At 67.1% G+C, this 16,934-nt stretch carries 14 protein-coding genes; 9 read left to right on the top strand and 5 right to left on the bottom strand.

Going from position 1 to position 16,934, the window contains the following annotated elements; all coding sequences use genetic code 11:
* The first annotated feature begins 530 nt into the window (after window positions 1-530).
* From G5C50_RS11885 to G5C50_RS11915, 7 genes are all read left to right on the top strand, one after another.
* The gene (locus G5C50_RS11885; RefSeq protein WP_165069382.1) at window positions 531-1,025 is read left to right on the top strand and encodes a hypothetical protein; all 495 of its coding nucleotides are present in this window, start codon (window positions 531-533) and stop codon (window positions 1,023-1,025) included.
* Between the two features lie 91 nt (window positions 1,026-1,116).
* Window positions 1,117-2,895 carry a proline--tRNA ligase gene (locus G5C50_RS11890; RefSeq protein WP_165069385.1) on the top strand — a complete coding sequence of 593 codons (1,779 nt, stop codon included), beginning with the start codon at window positions 1,117-1,119 and terminating at the stop codon, window positions 2,893-2,895.
* Window positions 2,892-3,194: a hypothetical protein gene (locus tag G5C50_RS11895; RefSeq protein WP_165069387.1), complete on the top strand. Its 303-nt coding sequence runs from the start codon at window positions 2,892-2,894 to the stop codon at window positions 3,192-3,194. Before G5C50_RS11890 ends, G5C50_RS11895 begins: the two co-directional genes overlap by 4 nt.
* 167 nt (window positions 3,195-3,361) lie before the next feature.
* Window positions 3,362-4,528: a polymorphic toxin-type HINT domain-containing protein gene (locus G5C50_RS11900; RefSeq protein WP_165069916.1), complete on the top strand. Its 1,167-nt coding sequence runs from the start codon at window positions 3,362-3,364 to the stop codon at window positions 4,526-4,528.
* A gap of 23 nt (window positions 4,529-4,551) precedes the next feature.
* Window positions 4,552-4,767, top strand: a complete 216-nt coding sequence (locus G5C50_RS11905; RefSeq protein ID WP_165069390.1) for a hypothetical protein — start codon at window positions 4,552-4,554, stop codon at window positions 4,765-4,767.
* Window positions 4,768-5,122: 355 nt separating this feature from the next.
* The gene (locus G5C50_RS11910) at window positions 5,123-6,334 is read left to right on the top strand and encodes a glycosyltransferase family 4 protein (RefSeq protein WP_240907061.1); all 1,212 of its coding nucleotides are present in this window, start codon (window positions 5,123-5,125) and stop codon (window positions 6,332-6,334) included.
* Entirely contained in the window at window positions 6,240-8,630 is a 2,391-nt protein-coding gene (locus G5C50_RS11915; RefSeq protein ID WP_165069392.1) for an O-antigen ligase family protein, read from the top strand. Before G5C50_RS11910 ends, G5C50_RS11915 begins: the two co-directional genes overlap by 95 nt.
* A gap of 9 nt (window positions 8,631-8,639) precedes the next feature.
* Here the strand turns inward: G5C50_RS11915 and smpB are convergent, their stop codons facing one another.
* The 5 genes from smpB to G5C50_RS11940 form a co-directional block, all read right to left on the bottom strand.
* Window positions 8,640-9,140, bottom strand: coding sequence for an SsrA-binding protein SmpB (gene smpB, locus G5C50_RS11920; protein WP_165069395.1), 501 nt, complete (start codon window positions 9,138-9,140; stop codon window positions 8,640-8,642).
* 55 nt (window positions 9,141-9,195) lie between these two features.
* Complete coding sequence (folK, locus tag G5C50_RS11925; RefSeq protein WP_165069398.1) at window positions 9,196-10,200, bottom strand: 2-amino-4-hydroxy-6-hydroxymethyldihydropteridine diphosphokinase; 1,005 nt, start codon at window positions 10,198-10,200, stop codon at window positions 9,196-9,198.
* Between the two features lie 33 nt (window positions 10,201-10,233).
* Entirely contained in the window at window positions 10,234-11,403 is a 1,170-nt protein-coding gene (locus G5C50_RS11930; RefSeq protein WP_165069400.1) for an LL-diaminopimelate aminotransferase, read from the bottom strand.
* Window positions 11,404-11,535: 132 nt separating this feature from the next.
* The gene (gene deoC, locus G5C50_RS11935; RefSeq protein ID WP_165069403.1) at window positions 11,536-12,225 is read right to left on the bottom strand and encodes a deoxyribose-phosphate aldolase; all 690 of its coding nucleotides are present in this window, start codon (window positions 12,223-12,225) and stop codon (window positions 11,536-11,538) included.
* Window positions 12,226-12,322: 97 nt separating this feature from the next.
* A complete protein-coding gene (locus tag G5C50_RS11940; RefSeq protein WP_165069405.1) occupies window positions 12,323-14,101 on the bottom strand; it encodes a hypothetical protein in 1,779 nt (592 codons plus the stop codon).
* A 306-nt stretch (window positions 14,102-14,407) separates the two neighbouring features.
* Here G5C50_RS11940 and G5C50_RS11945 point away from each other — a divergent pair, with 306 nt between their 5' ends.
* Window positions 14,408-15,244: a PDZ domain-containing protein gene (locus G5C50_RS11945; RefSeq protein ID WP_165069408.1), complete on the top strand. Its 837-nt coding sequence runs from the start codon at window positions 14,408-14,410 to the stop codon at window positions 15,242-15,244.
* Between the two features lie 67 nt (window positions 15,245-15,311).
* Window positions 15,312-16,928, top strand: coding sequence for a PDZ domain-containing protein (locus G5C50_RS11950; protein ID WP_165069411.1), 1,617 nt, complete (start codon window positions 15,312-15,314; stop codon window positions 16,926-16,928).
* Window positions 16,929-16,934 lie beyond the last annotated feature (6 nt).

The following is a 16,934-nucleotide window of genomic DNA, read 5'->3' on the forward strand; positions in this document are numbered from 1 at the left end:
CCCGTGTTGGGGGTAAACTTCGAGTAAGGAGAGACTCCCGACGCGAGTCCTTCGGAACCTCGGCCGGCTTACGACGATGGCCGCTCATCGGCGTGCGTCGACCGCAAGACGGTCGCCGACCGTATGCCTCCCGGGACGGGCGTTCCGAAGTTAGCTGGTGGAGGAGGAGACTCGGCTTATCGCCAAACGAAGCCAAACGCATCGTGTCGCAAATAGCCTGAATACCAGGCCTTGCGTTCGTCGTCGAGACTCGAAGCATGAGCAAACGGACCCAGTCGAAGCCGAAAGTGACGGGGCGCAGAGGCAGAGCAGGGCTCAACATGACCTCCCCTCTGAAATCCGGCCTCTGCGGCGTTGTCACAGTGTTGGAAAACACGCAAATGCGGACGAGCGAAGCCATTGATCGCACAACCGCAACATGCTTGAAAATAGCAACTTGCAACTGAAACCCAGGCTCGCCTTCGGAGCGATCGAAGCCAAAATCAAAGCCAACGACGTGGCGAGTGGCCATCGACATCAGGAGATCGGCGATGATGCGGAACGCACTGATCCTTCTCGGAGTCTTCGTCCTCGGCACCACGTCCCTGATGGGCCTGCTGGTGGCGACATCCCCGAAGCTGCCGGCGGGGGCCGTGGCTCCCAGCCCCGAAACGAAGAAGGCGGATCAACCGTCGTTCCACGTCAGCCCCGGCAATCGCTACGACGTGTATTACTCGTTCCGATCGGGTGAGCCTTCGGTCTATCGAGGCTGTATGTTCCTGGGCTTCACCGATCGGGGCCTTGAGATCGGCGAGTCGGAGGCGCGCGGCGAAGGGTCGGGAGGATCGACCTATCTGAAGCTCTCGTCCTCGAGCGACGGCTACGGCGTCGACCACTTCCAGCACTGGCTGGTCCTTCAACTGACCGACGGCCGCAAGGCATTCCTTCCCCCCTCGGCGGTGCTCTACTTCGAGGAGGCCCAGCCGCTGCCTGTGGTGGTTCGAGAAGGAACCGCAACCCCGGAAGCCCCCGCGTCTGCGAGGTGAACCCGTCTCTCCTCGGTCGTCTCCATCTGGTAGACTGCTCGGGACGACTTCGTCCCTAGCTTGCAGGCCAGAATCCCGGAGGAACGCCCCCGTGCGGTGGTCCAGCGCCCTGATCCCGACGCTCAAGGAAACCCCGGCCGACGCCGTCGCGCCCAGCCATATCTTGCTCATGCGCGCCGGGATGATCCGGCAACTGGGGGCCGGCGCGTACACCTACCTGCCGCTGGGGCTCCGCGTCCTTCGGAAGGCTGAGGCCATCATCCGCGAAGAGATGGACGCCGCCGGCGCGCTCGAACTCCTCATGCCCGCCCTCCAGCCGATCGAGCTGTGGAAGGAGTCCGGCCGGTTCGAGACCTTCGGCGACCTGCTGATGAAGCTGAACATCAGCGGCGGACACCACATGGCCCTCGGGCCGACGCACGAAGAGGTCATCACGGACCTCGTCCGCGACCTGATCAACTCCTACAAGCAGCTTCCGATCACGCTCTATCAGATCCAGACCAAGTTCCGCGACGAGCCCCGGCCGCGGTTCGGCATCCTCCGAACCCGCGAGTTCATCATGAAGGACGCCTACAGCTTCGACGCCGACGTCGACCAGCTCAACTCGAGCTACGACGCGATGTACGAGGCCTATTGCCGGACCTTCGACCGCTGCGGCCTGCCGTACGTCATCGTCGAGGCCGAGTCCGGCCCGATCGGCGGCGACGCCTCCCACGAGTTCATGGTTCCCTGCTCGACGGGCGAGGACAAGGTTATCCAGTGCCTCTCCTGCGGCTACGCCGCCAACCAGGAGAAGGCCGAGGTCGGCCCGTCGAAGGAGCCGGCCGCGAAGGCCGTCGCCGACGCTCCGCCCTACCAGGCCGTGCCGACCCCGGGCCAGAAGACCATCAAGGACGTCTGCGCGTTCCTCAAGGTTGAAGAGAAGACCTCGGGCAAGCTGCTGGTCTACGTGGCCGACGGCAAGCCAGTCGCCGTGCTGCTGCGGGGCGACCACGAGGCCAACGAGGCCAAGGTCCGCCGGGCCTTCGGCGCGGCGACGCTCGCGCCGGCCGACGCCGACGTGATCCTCAAGTCCACCGGGGCGCCGATCGGCTTCCTGGGTCCGGTCGCCATCAAGATCCCGCTCGTCATCGACCCGGCGGTCGCCGCGCTGGAGACGGTCGTGGTCGGCGGCAACGAGGTCGACGTCCACCTGACGGGCGTCGTCCCCGGCCGCGACTTCAAGCTCGACCGCGTCGTCGACGTTCGCAACGCCGACGAGGGCGACCCCTGCCCGCGCTGCGGGGCCGCGATGGTCGTCAAGGCGGGGCTGGAAATCGGCCACGTCTTCAAGCTGGGGACGAAGTACTCCAAGGCGATGGGCGCGACCTACCTCGACGAGAAGGGGACCGAGGTCGACGTCATCATGGGGTGCTACGGCATCGGCGTGAACCGGATCGTCGCGGCGGCCGTCGAGGCCGGCCACGACGCCAACGGCATCATCTGGCCGCTGAACCTCGCTCCGTACCAGGTGGCCGTCGTGCCGCTCCAGGTCAAGGACGCCGCCGTGATGGAGACGGCCGAGGCCATCGAGCAAAAGCTCACGGCCGCCGGCTTCGACGTGATCCTCGACGACCGCGACCAGCGTCCGGGCTTCAAGTTCAAGGACGTCGACCTGGTCGGCTTCCCGCTCCGCGTCGTCATCGGCGAGCGTGGGCTGAAGGAAGGGAAGATCGAGATCAAGTGGCGGGCCGAGGCCGAGCCGAAGACTGTACCGCTGGAGACCGCCGCAGACTCGATCCTCGCCGAGTTGAAGGCCGCCGAGGAGAAGCTCCACAGCACCTGTCTGGTCAATCGTGAGAAGCGCCGGGAGGCGAAGTCGTCATCATGACCGAGCCGACCGCCGAACCGCGCAAGTCGCAGCCGGCCAGCCCCATGCAGACGGCCTACATCCTGCTGGGGCTGATGTCGCTGGTCTGCTTCGGCGGTCCGTTCGCGCTGGCCTTGCTCCTTTCGGGCGGCGAGCGGTCGGGATGGCCTCCCGACCGCACCGTCGAATGGGTGGGGATGTACGGCCTGCTCGCCCTGTTCACGGTCCTGTTCCTTGCCTGTTTGACGATCCGCCTCTGGCTGATCAAACCGACGAAGCCGACGCCGCCCGACGACGACGACCGTCCGGCCGTTTCCTGAGCCGCCCCCATGCCGCTGGTTATCCCTTTTGATTCCAGGATATCTGGAATTCACATCCGCGAGAAAGGAATGCCATGTTCGCTACCCACTTGCTGGATGATCACGAGGCTTGCTCAAATACCACCATGGGTTGACGTTCGTTAACGGCGGTGAAGAGAGGAAGGGCGATGGCGACCCGGAAACTCTCGCGAGATGACCTTTGCCACTGTGGCAGCGGGCGGAAGTACAAAAAATGCTGCCTCGCCACGGACGAGTATCCGAGGCAGGACTACTCCGTCGAGCATCCTCAGCCTGTCTACGGCGAGGGAGCGATGCTCAATCGGACGAGGTCGGAATGCCCCGACCCACCTCAACCGAAGTCGATCGTATGCATCGGCGTGGACTACACCTTCGATGAGCTATTCGGTCGCGCCGAGGTTCGTTACTGCTTCCCCTCGGGTCAACTGGTCATCCTCGACGACGGATTCGTCTTGCCGGTCGAGCGGTTAGAGCCGGGAATGCGGATGCGGCTGGAGGACGGCCACATCGCCACCATCACCAATGTCGATGAGCCGAGAACCTGGGATCCCCCGTCGCGGACGCCCGATTCGGATGGTCGTTACGCACGGCGGGTCCTGGGTAAGATCAAGCGGACTGGCTTCGTCGTTCTCGATCTAGCGGTCGGCGGTCAGACCATCACAACGACTCCGGGCCATCCGTTTTGGTCGGTGGACCGGGGGGATTGGATTGCTGCTGGGGCATTGCGAATCGGTGAGCGCCTGCGGGCCGGCGACGGCGCGACCGTCACTGTCGAGGGGAAGAGTTCGCTCCGATATGGGCTCGTCGAACTGCACAATATCGAGGTCGAGGAGTTTCACACCTACTTCGTCGGCCGAGAGCGGGGCGGCGTCCTCGTACATAACGGCTTGGGTGGTGAGTGCGGCATCCCGAAACCAGCTTCACCCGACGGCGCGTCTGGTGGAGGTCGCATTCTATTCCGGGGGATGCGAGAGGATCCGAGCGGCGGCCCTTTGACAGGCCCGACGGCGAGAACACTGGGAGTCAGGCCGGGGGATGACATCCCCATGGTGGGTGACAGAGTCCAACCGGGCACTGGTGGCATGTCGGTCGCACCCGACAGCCCAACGAATCTCCCGGAGCATCGCCGTCCTTCTGAATTCGGAGGCACTGGCAAGGATCCAGTTTGGGGAATCGGCACCGATTCATTGGGGGAAGACATCGTCTTCCGGCAAGACAAACCAACACATGGACTTCTCGAACCTGCAAGGGAGATGTCCATCGGGGAGTTTCAAGAGGCACTCGCGGATCTAGTATCCAGGTGGTTCAAGCTATGAGGAATGGACGTCTTTCCGAGGACTTGGAAGAAGTCATCATGGCTGGGCACAATCTCCGAGAGATCGTCTCAGCCCTGCGCCAGTACCAACGTCGCGGCGTCACGCGCCAGGAAATCCAACTCGCTCTTGAAGCGTTGCGAGACCAGGCACGGGACGAGGCGATGGAGGATCGAATCCTGGAGGTCATGGATATCGTGAGTGGATTCTGCTCCCAAGAGAACACCGTTTGGGATAGCTGAGGGTCGACTCACGGCATAATCATGCGATGGACAGTCGGTGGGGGCTGCCGATGTCGACCTTCCTTTACACCATCACGAATTGCGAACGCTCGGACAGGGGCGTCGTCCTCCTGCCGGGAATACCCTCGGGGCTGGTCAACCACCCCGAGGTGAAAGGAGTCAAACAGGGGACGATGATCGAGTTGAGACTCCCCGATGGAACCAATCGCCGCGCCGCGATCGTGAATTACGGGGTTCGAGTCCCCGTCGGCATGAGTCTTTCCAAGAATATCCTTGAAATGCCGTTCCAAATCACCGTGCCACAATCGACTGAAAATGAGATCCCGCCCATCGGGACTGAAGTCTGGTTGCCCTCGTGAGTGGGAAGCCGAACGACCTCCGCCTGCTGTTGACGTTCGGCCCCTTGCTGGCGGGGGCGGCGTTCGCCCTTTGCGCGGGCTCCTGCGCCGTCGCGCGGACGATGGCCCCGAGATGGGGGCTGCTGGACCGTCCCGGCGGCCACAAGGGGCATAAAGCGCCGGTACCGTTGGGCGGCGGCGTGGCGATCTGGCTGGCCGTGGTGCTGGTCGTGGGGGCGTGCGGGGCGGTCGTCCTGCTGGCCGGCTCCCAACTGCCGGAGGCCGTCGCGCGACACGTCGGCGGCGTCCGTGAACGGGCCGGCGAGTTGGCGACGATCCTCGGGCTGGCGACCGTCATGATGGTCATGGGGTTCGTCGACGACCGCGTCAGCCTGAGCTGGAAGCCTCGGCTGGGGCTGCAACTGGGCTGTGCCGCGCTGGTGGCGGCGGCGGGCGTGAGGGTCACGCTGTTCGGACCGTTCACCCATCCGCTGATCGGCGGGCTGGTGACGACGGTCTGGATCACGGCGATGACCAACGCCTTCAACATGCTGGACAACATGGACGGCCTGGCCGCGAGCGTCGGCCTGATCGCGGCCTTGCTCTTCGGGGCGGCCCAGGCGGCGGTCGGCGGGCTGTTCGCACCGGCGGTCTTGCTGATCCTGGTGGGGGCGCTGGGTGGATTCCTGGTCCACAACCACGCCCCAGCGAGGCTCTACATGGGGGACGCCGGCAGCAACTTCCTGGGGTTCCTGCTGGGCTCGCTGACAGTGGCCGGGAACTTCTTCCAGGCGGGGCAGGCGTCCCCCTACGCCGTGCTCACGCCCTTGCTGGTGATGGCTGTGCCGCTGTACGACATGACCTCGGTGATCCTGATCCGGTTGAGCGAGGGCCGCAGCCCGTTCCAGCCGGACCGTCGCCATTTCTCGCACCGGTTGGTCGGGCGCGGCTTGACGCCGCCGCAGGCGGTCTGGACGATTGACCTTGTGACCCTGGCGTGCGGCCTGGGGGCTCTGCTGCTCCACCGGCTCGATGCCTGGGGGGCGGCCGTGGTACTGGCCCAGACCGGCTGCCTGCTGGGGATCGTCGCGATCCTGGAGATGTCGGGGGCGGGGACGAGAACGGAGCGGACTCTTGGCCAGGCGCGGCTCGAAACCGCCGGGCCCCTCCAAACAGGGGCCGGGCGACCGCCGGGGAGCGACGAAACCGTCGTCGCCGAATCTTCCTGACGATCTCGACCTCGGACCCGGGACTGAATTCTGGGCCGAGCGTCTCCGCCGCCTGGCGCTGGGGCTGCTCGCGGCGTTGATCGCCGCTCGCGCCTACTGGCCCAGCGAGCCGGCTTACAAGGAAGGGGCCGCCGCCGGTCTGAGCTGGGACCTGGCGATCTTCCTGGTCGCCGCGCTGGCCCTCGTCTCCTCGATCTTCGCCGGCCGGTTCGTCTTCCGGCTGGCAGTCCCCGACGCCGCTGTCGCCGCCCTGATGTTTCTGGTCGCGGTCAGCTCGCAGCGTTCGCTCGACTGGCGGATCGGTGTGAACCTGGCGTGGGAATGGGCGGCGATGGGGGTCGCCTATCTGCTCCTACGCTGGTTGCCGAGGACCCGCGGGGAGTCCGCCGCCCTCGTCCTGGGGATGGTCGTCACCGCTTCCGCCGTCGCGGCCTACGGCATCTACCAGGGGGTGGTGGAGATCCCCCAGATCCAGGAGCAGTACCGGCGCAACCCCGAAGCGGCCCGGGAACAGATCGGCGTCTCGGGAGGCTCGGATCCGGCCGACGAGGTCCGTCGTCAGGCTTTGGAGAACCGCGTGCTCCAGTCGACGGAGGTCTTCGCGACCTTCGGCCTGGCGAACTCCCTTGCCGGCTTCCTCGTCGCCCCGCTGGTGCTGCTGATGGCGACGGCGCTCGAAGCCCTGGCCCGGAAGCCGGCCGTTGGGGCCTCGCGATGGCCTGCGATCCTGGGGGCGGCGATTCCTGGCCTCATCCTGCTGACCTGCCTGGTGATGGCCAAGGGGCTGAGCGCCTGGTTGGGGTTGGCGGTTGCCTCAGGGTTGCTGGTCTTGCGCGGTCTGCGGCTGGTCCCTCGGCGCGTCCTGATGGTGCTGGGGGTCGCCGGCGCGGTGGCCGTCGCTGGGCTGGTCGTCGCCGGCGTGGCGACCCGCCGCCTCGACGTCCAGATCCTGACCCAGGCGACGCGTTCGCTCCGATACCGCTTCGAGTACTGGCGGTCGACCTGGGCGATGATCACCGAGGACGCCCCCAGTTTCGGCAAGGCGATCCAGACCGGCAACTTCTGGAAGGGAGTCGGCCCGGGGAACTTCGGCACGCACTACGTCCGCTACAAGCTCCCCGAGGCCAGCGAGGAGATCCAGGACCCCCACAACCTCTTCCTCGACGTCTGGTCGACGGCCGGCGTGTGGGCTTTCCTCGCGCTGGTCGCGGCGCTCGGCTCGGGGATCTGGATCCTGCTGACGCGCGGCGGCCAGTCCGAGGATGAGGACGCATCCCCCACCGACCGCCCCGCCTGGCTGCTCGTAGCGTCGGGGTTGGGCCTGGTGATGGTCCTCTTCCTGGGCCGCATGAACCTGTTCATGGAAGACCTGCTGACGCGCTGGCTGGTGCTCCTTGTCTTCTGGGTCTTCTCAGCCGCCCTGCTGTCCCCGCTCTGGCGACTGGCCTGGCCGACGCCCTACGCCCTGGGCGCGGCGATGTCCGGCGTGACGATCGCCCTGCTGACCTCCGGCGGCGTGAGCTTCCCCGCGATCGCCATGATGCTCTGGGGGAGCCTGGCCCTGGGGCTGAACCTCCGCGATCCGGCCCCCAGCGGCCGGCTGCACTCCGTCGAGACGCTGATCCCCGTCGGCGCTCTGTCCCTGGCCTGGGCGGCGCTCATCGGCGGATTCTTCGGTGCGACGCTGCCGTTCTGGAAATCCGAGGCCGCCGTGGCGCGGGCCGAGGCCGCCATGCAGAGCCTGCCGCCGGACTACGATCGCGCCGAGACCGCCTACAAGGCCGCCGAAACCGCCGACCGCTATAACGTCCGCCCCTGGCTGGGGCACGCGTACCTGCAGTTGCTCGCCTGGCAGTCTCGCGGCTCCAAGGCGGCCGATCTGCGCTGGGAAACGATCCGGATTCTCCTGGAGCAGGCCGTCAAGCCTCCGCGGAATCCTGATTCCTGGGGGCTCTACAGCGAACGCGCGAGCACAGTGCGCGACCTGCTGCGGATCGTCGGGCCGAGTCTCTCGCCCCGCGAGATCCTCCAACTCCAGGCGGACGTCGTGAAGGCGACGCGCGTGGCGACGCGGCTCTACCCCAACAACCCCGTGCTCCACGGCCGGCTCGCCGAGGCCAGCGCCGAGATGTCCATGTTCCGGGACGCCGCCGACGAGGCGAACGAGGCGATCCGCCTCGACGCCCTCACCCCGCACGCCGACAAGAAGCTCCCGGACAGCATGCGCCGCCGCCTCCAGGAGAACCTCCCGAAGTGGACCGAACGGGCCGCCGGCTCCCCACAGGCGCCGATCTGACGTTGAGCCTCAGCCCCGGCGCATGGCGCGATCGATGTCGCGCTTGGCCTCGTTCTTCTTGAGGGCCTCCCGCTTGTCGAACGTCTTGCGGCCCTTGGCGACGAAGATTTCGACCTTGGCCATCCCCTTCTTGAAGTAGATGGAGACGGGGATCAGGGTCAGGCCGCGTTCGTTGGTTCGACCGGCGAGCTTCTCGATCTCGCGGCGGTGGAGCAAGAGCTTCCGGGGCCGCTTGGGGATGTGGTTCATCCGGTTGGCCTGGAGGTACTCGGGGATGTCGCAACCGTTGAGCCAGACCTCGCCCCGGGTGACCTCGGCGTAGGCGTCTTCCAGGTTCGCCTTGCCGTTGCGCAGGCTCTTGACCTCGGTGCCGGTCAGGACGATACCGGCTTCCACCTTCTCGATCAGGTCGTAATCGTGCCGGGCCCGACGGTTGCGGGCGACGATCTTGATGGCGTCGCCTTCGTCCTTCGCCTTGCCGGCGGACTTCCCTGCGTCTTTCTTGGCCATGACCTAGGCGACCCCGTCTACGACCCGTGGATATGCTCGCCCTGTATTCTACGCGTCAGGCTCGCGTCGCGTGGCAGGTAACGACGACCTCGACCACGATTTCGGCCGGGACGGTCGCCTCGGGGACGTAGACGGGGCGCGGGAAGCCGCCGTCTCGGATCGCGGCCGCCCCCTGGCCGAGCAGCACGACGAACGTCGGCGCCAGAGCGTGGTCGACGGCGGCCCTGGCGGCTCGCTCGTAGGTGAACAGGTTCCAGACCTCTTTCCAACCTTCGTGGGAGACTCCGTCTTCGATCGCCGCCGCCCGGCGCAGGTCGAGATCGAGCGCGAAGTCGGCCGCCAGCCAGCGGTCGCCCAGCCCGGAATTCAGCCATTTCGACTCGGGCGTCCGGCGAGCCGTCGCCTGAACCTCGGCGAAGGCCCGGTCGCGAGGACTGGCCGGGTGAGCGGCTCCCGCCGATTGCAAGTCGCGTCGAAGGAGCGGCTCGGCCCCAAGAGCCTCGACGACTCCGGCGTGGACCTCCGCGGCCAGTTCGACGGTCGCCGGGTCGTCCGGGTTCGCGGCGGCGACGGCCACGAGGCTCGGCCGACGGTCGATACTCGCCAGCAGCTCGTTGACCGTCATATTGGTCAGCGGGTCGAGCGACCAGGGGGCGACCTCAACGGCCGGCAGCAGGGCGAACCGGCGGAACGGCAGCCGAGGATGAGGCAGCGTCAATTGCGGAGTGCGACGGATCTCCTGCCCGTAGAGAAGTAGATCCAGGTCGAGCGTCCGCGCTCCCCAACGCTCGTCGCGGACCCGCCCGAACTTCTCTTCGATCAGGTGCAGCCGCTCGAGGAGCGACAGCGGGTCGATCGTGGGCTCAGCCAGGAGGGCCGCGTTGAGGAACGGCTCCTGATCGGGTGGGCCGCCGACGGGGAACGTCTCGTAGAGATTGCTGACGGTCCAGACGTGGATGTGAGGCGCGGCCTTGAGAACCTCCACGGCCTCGTCCAGGATGGCCTCGCGGTCCCCCTGGTTGCTCCCCAATCCGATGATCGCCAGCGAGCCCTCGCTCATACCGTCCTCAATTCGCGTCGCGTCCGCCGGGGTTTACAGAGAGAGCTTGCCGATGCGGTCGACGGCTTCCAGCAGCCGCGGGGTCTCGACCGTCAGAGCCACTCGGATGTAGCCGTCGGCCGTGCGGCCGAAGCCGAGGCCGGGGGTCGTGACGACGCTCGCCTCGTCGAGCAGACGCGCGCAGAGGTCGGTCGAGGAGTAGCCCTTGGGGCAGGGGATCCAGACGTAGAACGTGGCTTCCGGCGAGGGGACGTCCCAGCCCAGCTTGCGCATCGCGGCGACGAAGGCGTCGCGACGCTCCTTGTAGAGGGCCCGGATCGGCGGCGTCAGCTCCTGGTACTCGTCGAGCGCCGTCTTGGCGGCGAACTGGATCGCCGTGAAGATGCCCGAGTCGCAGTTGGCCTTCACCTGCTTGAGCGCCGAGATCATCGGCTCGCCGCCGATGGCGAAGCCCACGCGCCAGCCGGTCATGTTGAAGGTCTTCGAGAGGCTGTGGAACTCGACGGCGACGTCCTTCGCGCCGGGCACCTGGAGGATGCTCGGGGCCGGCTCGTCGAAGTACATCTCGTTGTAGGCGGCGTCCTGGGCCACGGTGAAGCCGTGGACGCCTGCCAGGTCGACGACCTTGCGGAAGTAGTCGAGATCCGCCGTGCCGCCGGTCGGGTTGTTGGGGAAGTTCAGGAACATCAGCCGGGCGAGCGAGAAAACGTCGGCCGGGATCGCGTCGAGGTCCGGCCGGAAGCCCAGCGAACGCTCGAGCGGCATGGTGTAGACGTCGGCCCCGGCGAACTGGCTGGCCGAGCGGTAGACCGGGTAGCAGGGGTCGGGGACCAGGCTGATCTCGCCCGGGTTGAGCACGGCCAGTGGGAAGTGCGCCAGGCCTTCCTTGGAGCCGATCAGCGGCAGGATCTCGGTCTCCGGGTCGAGGTCGAGCCCGTACCGCGTCTTGCAGAAGGCCGCGATCGACTTGCGAAGCTCGGGCGAGCCCTGGTCGAGGGCGTACTGGTGGAACGCCGGGTTCTCGACGTTCTTCTGGAGGCTCTCGATGATCGACCGAGGCGTGGGCCGGTCGGGGTCGCCGACGCCCAGGTTGATGACGTCCTTGCCGGCGGCGATGGCGGCCTTCTTCTTCTTGTCGATCTCGGCGAACAGGTACGGCGGCAGCTTCTGGAGCCTTTGGGACTTCACGAACGGAGTAGCCATCGCGTCGAGCCTCGAAATCTTCCCCGGGGATTCATGCGGCCCACCAGTGTACCTTTGCCAGGTGCACGGGACAACGGGACCGCGAGCCGCCTGTCGGGAGATACGGGCCTCGGCAAGCGAACGAACGAGAACTCAGCGGGCCAGACGCCCCTTGAGATCGTCGAGGATTTCAGCGGTCTTGGATGCGCCGAAACGGTCGCAGCCCAACTCGACGACCTCGATGGCCTGGTCGAGCGTCCGGACGCCGCCGGCCGCCTTGAGCTTCACGCGGGGCGGGGAGGACTTCCGCATGAGGATCAGATCCTCGCGGGTCGCACCGCCGGTGCCGTAGCCGGTGGAGGTCTTGACGTAGTCGGCGCCGACCTCGCCGCAGATCCGACAGAGGCGGATCTTCTGCTCGTCGTTGAGGAAGCAGTTCTCGAAGATGACCTTCACGATCGCGTCGCGCTCGTGGGCGGCCTCGACGACGGCCTCGATGTCGGTGGCGACGGCCGCCCAGTGGCCGCCGAGGACCTGGCCGATGTTGACGACCATGTCCAGCTCGGTCGCTCCATCGTCGATGGCCTGCTTGGACTCGAAGACCTTCACGCTGGTCGCGTGGCCGCCGTGGGGAAAGCCGATCGTCGTCCCGACCTCGACGCCCGTCCCGCGCAGGAGTCGCGAAGCCATCGCCACGGCGAACGGCTTGATGCAGACGCTGGCGACGCCGTATTCGGCCGCGACCCGACAACCGCTCTCCATCTCCTCCTCGGTCAGCGTCGGCTGAAGGAGGGAGTGATCGATCCGCTTGGCGATCAGGTCGTACGTCAATTCGAGTGCCATTCTCGCTCGCTCCGGGACGCCGCCTGGCTGGGCATGATTGGGCCGCCGTCGCCGATTGTCGCGGCTCGCGCCGGGCGGGACAAGAGATATCGGCTGATCATCGGCTGATGCGGGCGCTCGGGCCGGTTCCGGAACGCTCGTTGGCGTCGAGACCGATGATCCGGCTCTTGGGCCGGCTGCGATCGACGATCACGGGATCGCCCTCGGGCGTCTCGGCGAATCCACGGTTGCCAGCGCCGTCGAAGGCCTCGACGCGGACGTGGAATTTCGGCGGGAAGTTTGGGGGGACCGACCACACGAACTGGCCGACGGCGTCCTGGGGGCCGGCGTCGGCGATCGGCACCCACGCCGCGCCCGGCTGGTCGGGCCGCCAGGAGAGCGAGACAGGCTTCGCCCCCAGGTGAAGGTCCTCAGCACGCCAGGCGATCGCGATCTTGCCCGAATGGACGCCGGTCCCGATCGTCGGCCGATACAGGTGGACGCTCGGCGGGCTGGAATCGACCTCGACCCAGGTCTGGGGGAGGTCCCCGGCCGCCGGGGGCTGATCCCCGAGCCCAGAACTCGAACGAGCCACCAGCGAAAGCCCGAAGGTACCCTCGCCGCCGAGGTCGACGTCGATCGGCGACGTGCGGTCGGGGTCCTCGCCGCGGCGGATCCACGTCCGGCCGCCGTCGCGAGTCATCCACAATTCGACGATCGCCGCACGGCCGTCGGGGCCGGGATCCTGGACGTCGTACTTGAGCCGGAACCGAGGGCCGCCGACCAGCATCGTCGCCCCTTCGCCTTCGCCGGCCTGGGCCGGTTCACGACTGGCCGCCGCCCCAGCTCCCGCCCCCGCCGCACCAGCGGTCGGAGCATCTTGATTCGGGAAGGGGTCCGGAAAACCAGGCGGGCGGGTCGATGTCGTGGAAGACGAGAAGGCCGGAGACGCGGACGAGGCGTTGCCGGCCGACTCCCAATTCGGCGCGGGCGGTGCGGACGACATCAGCGAATCGGCACCAGCACGCGCCTGGCGGGCGACTGGACGATTGCCGCCGCTGCCGTTCCAGCCTGACGAGGCGGAGCGGACCGGAGCGGCGGCCGGGTCTTCCTGCACGGGCGTGAAGCTGGGATCGGCCACGATCGGCGAACGTCCCCGGCGGAACGGCTCCACGGCGGGAGCCGCATTGGCGTCGGGATCGAGGCTTGCCATGTCGGGCGGGGAGGACGCCCCTTCGGGCAGCTCGACCTCGGTCTCGACGACGTTCCCCGCAAGGTCAGCGACCGATCCGCGCACGCGAATCGACTCGACCGTATTAGCATCCCATTCCGCCCGACCCACGGCGACCGCGTTGATCCGCGCCCGCTTCCAGTCGCGGGCGCCGGCGACCTGGTATTCCACCGCCAGTGACTTCAGGTCGAGGTTTTCGTCGCGGGCCTCCCAGCGCACCCGGGCGCGACTCCCCTGGCGGCCTTCCGACTCCAGCACCAGCGTCGGCTGCCGGGTGTCGACGATCACCTTCAACGCCGGCTTGACGGGTTCGTCGACCGGCGGCGAGATCTGGCCGCTCGACGACATCATCCGGACGGCGAACCAGTACTCGCCGTCGCGTCGCGAGCGAAACATGAACTGTTGCTGGTCGGGCGTCGCCTGGCTCGTAGGGTTCCAGTGATAACCCGAATCCTCCGAGGACCAGAGCTGCAACTCCTTGATGCGGCTCATGTCCTTGCCGTTCAGGTCGAACGGGATCCGAAACGAACGATCCTTGTGATAGATCGGCGCGATCCCGTCCTCGCCGACCGCGATCCCCGGCCCAAACAGCGCGAACGCCAGCGCCAGGGCGTATGCCCCGACCCCGACCCCTCGCCGCCTGTCCTGGATCGCCGTTGACGTCACAGTCTCGTCCCCCGGCCTCGACTTTGAATCCCCGCGCCTTCCGAAAGTCGTTCGGGCGCACGGCCTCTGCGGACGTTATCGACCCCACCCAACGGCCGGCTTGAAACGATTCATCCGCCCAGCCCGTTTGTAGCGATTCTCCCGAACAAAGCAATCCACGCACGCATCTGAATTCTCTCAGTGAATCTGCCGCGAATGATTGGAAGTGGGCCATGGATGATCGTGTTAAGATTGATGGCCGCCGCCAAGTTGAACGGTTTTGGCGAGTGGGGCCCAACATGGTTTTCGTTCCGGGAGACGCTCCAAATGCCTCGGATAGTCCGCCTGACCCAGGCGATACTGGCAATGAACCTGGCAGTTTGCGCGGTTCGGGCTGATCTGGCACCGCAATGGAAGTCGCAGGCTCCCCTGGTTGTCGAGGGGGTAGTCGCGGAGGTCTTTCGGAGCGCCCGACTGACCAACATTCACTACCTCGTGGAGGTTCGCGTCCAGTCGGCGCGTCTCCAGACTCGCACGTCGGCCCCGGGCGAGCGGCAAGGGGTCAAGATCGCGGAGGTCGCCCCGGCGATCAGGGTTCCCCAGGCGGATGAGACGATCTACGTACACTGCTTCACACCCCAGCCCACAACGCCGCCGACGCCGGCCGCGGGAGGACACCTCGAAATCGCCGACGAAGGCGTGCGTATCCGCGCCTACCTCTACCCGCGTCCCCAGGGGGGGTACGCTGGTGCTTACCCCGACTGGTTCGACCGCACCTCGGCCGAGATGGCCCGTCCCGAAGACGTCGAGGAACCGCACCCGTCCGAGCCTCCGCCGAAGCGGAAGCAGCTGGGGCTCTACACCGAGACCGTCCTGTTCGAGGGCAAGCCGACTCAACGCGTGACCGGCCTGGTCGCCTCCTCGCCCGCCCAGACGGCCGGCATCCAGGTGAACGACCTGGTGACGGCGGTCAACGGAGTCGCCACCAACAACGTCGACTCCTTCCGAAGCGCGGTAGCCCGTTCCAACAACCCCGTCAGGCTGACCGTCCGTCGAGTCGCGACGGGAGCCGTCGAGGACATGACGATCAACTTCTCCGCCCTCCTGGCGACCTCTCCCGAGCCGACGGGCGGCCCGGTCGCCCCGGTGCCCAGTCCCGAATAGGTCGTCCCGGCCCCCGATTCCCGTCCTGAGTTATCACCAAGACCGATCCGCCGACGGAGACGCCTCGATGTCCTGGTTCACGACTCGCCCGATACGTTCGGCCTGCCTCCTGAGCTTCGCCGCGCTCGTGCTGCTGACCTCTCGCGCCACAGCCCAGGGCGTGGCGGGCCACGTCGTCCACGCGGTGCTCGTCATCGACGACAACGCGCCGCTCGCCGGGATCGAGAAGGACCTGATGAACATGCAGATGGCCCTGACGGCGGGGCTCGGCCCCAGGGACAGGGTCACGTTCAAGGTCTTGCAGGGGAGAGAGGTCACGCCGGCCAACCTGGGTCAGACGATTCGCGCGTTGCCGGTCGGCCCGGACGACGTCCTCCTGTTCTATTACACGGGCCACGGGGCGACCCTGGAGCAGACGGGACACGTCATGGCCTTCATGGGCGGGCGAGATGCCAGCGGGGAGCCCGTCGCGCAGCCGGTCCCTCGCGCCGAGATCCGCAAGCTGCTGCTCTCCAAGGGGGCTCGGATGACGGTCCTCCTGAGCGACTGCTGCGCGAACCTCGTCCCGATCCGACGCGAGCCGCCGAACGTGGGCGCGCCGGCCCCCGGCGCCCCCGGACCTCCGCCGGGGCCGACAACCCTCCAGATGCTCCTGTTTGAACATCGAGGTCTGGTGGACCTGACCTCGTCGATGTACGACCCGGTTCTGGGGGTCGGTGAGAAGTCGTGGACGGAGTCGACGTCCGGCAGCTTCTTCACAGTCGCCCTGACCAACCTGATGATGGCTCCGCCGGACGTGCTGGACGTGGCCCCCCGCGACGGCTTCGTGGAGTGGAAGGAGTTCTTTCCGCGGGTGCGGTCGGAGACGAATCAGATCTACCACGACTTCCGATCCAGCCGCCTGGGAGTCGGCCCGGACGGCAAGCCGGCTGCCGGTCCAGAGCTGCGGGAGAGTCTCGAAGCCCAGCCCGATCAGACGCCTCAGGCGTTCGCGCTTCCCACGCGTGGGGGAACCGGCGGCGGAGGCGGAGGCGGCGGCGGGGCGGAGTTGTTCGCGTCGAACCTGGGGATTTCCTACCGGCTGGTCCCTTACCGCGATCATCTGGCGGCGAGCCTGACGCGCCAGCCCGTTCCGAACTCGCCGGCGGCCTCGGTCGGCTTCGAGCCGGGCGACCAGATCTACGCCCTGGACGGCGTGGCGATCCGCAGCCCAGAAGACGTGCTGGGGCACGTCAACCAGACCGTCGTCGAATTCGTCGACGTTCGAACCGGCCAGGCGAAGTCGACCACGCTGATGCTGCCGGCCAATCGCCCAGCCCCAGGCCCGTCGCCCTACGTCCTGGGGGTGACGACCATCCCCACGCCCGTTGCGACGACGAATGGCTCTGCGCGGTACGGGCTTCACGTGATGACCGTCCTGCCCGGCGGAGCCGCTCAGAGGGCCGGGATCGAGCCGGGCGACATCCTGATTTCGGCGAACGACCGGGCGATCCAGAGCCACGGCGACCTCGCCCAGGCCCTGACCGCATCCAACGGCCGCATGCGGATCGTCCTCATCAACGTCCGTCCGCCTCGGAATCTGACCACGATCGACGTCACCCTCGACCCGGCGGGGGGCGGAGTCGGAACCGCCGCGCCGGCCGCCGCCGCACCAACGGCCCCGGCGCCTCCCCCCGCGCCCTGACAGCCT

The sequence above is a fragment of the Paludisphaera rhizosphaerae genome (assembly GCF_011065895.1).
Classification (GTDB): domain Bacteria; phylum Planctomycetota; class Planctomycetia; order Isosphaerales; family Isosphaeraceae; genus Paludisphaera; species Paludisphaera rhizosphaerae.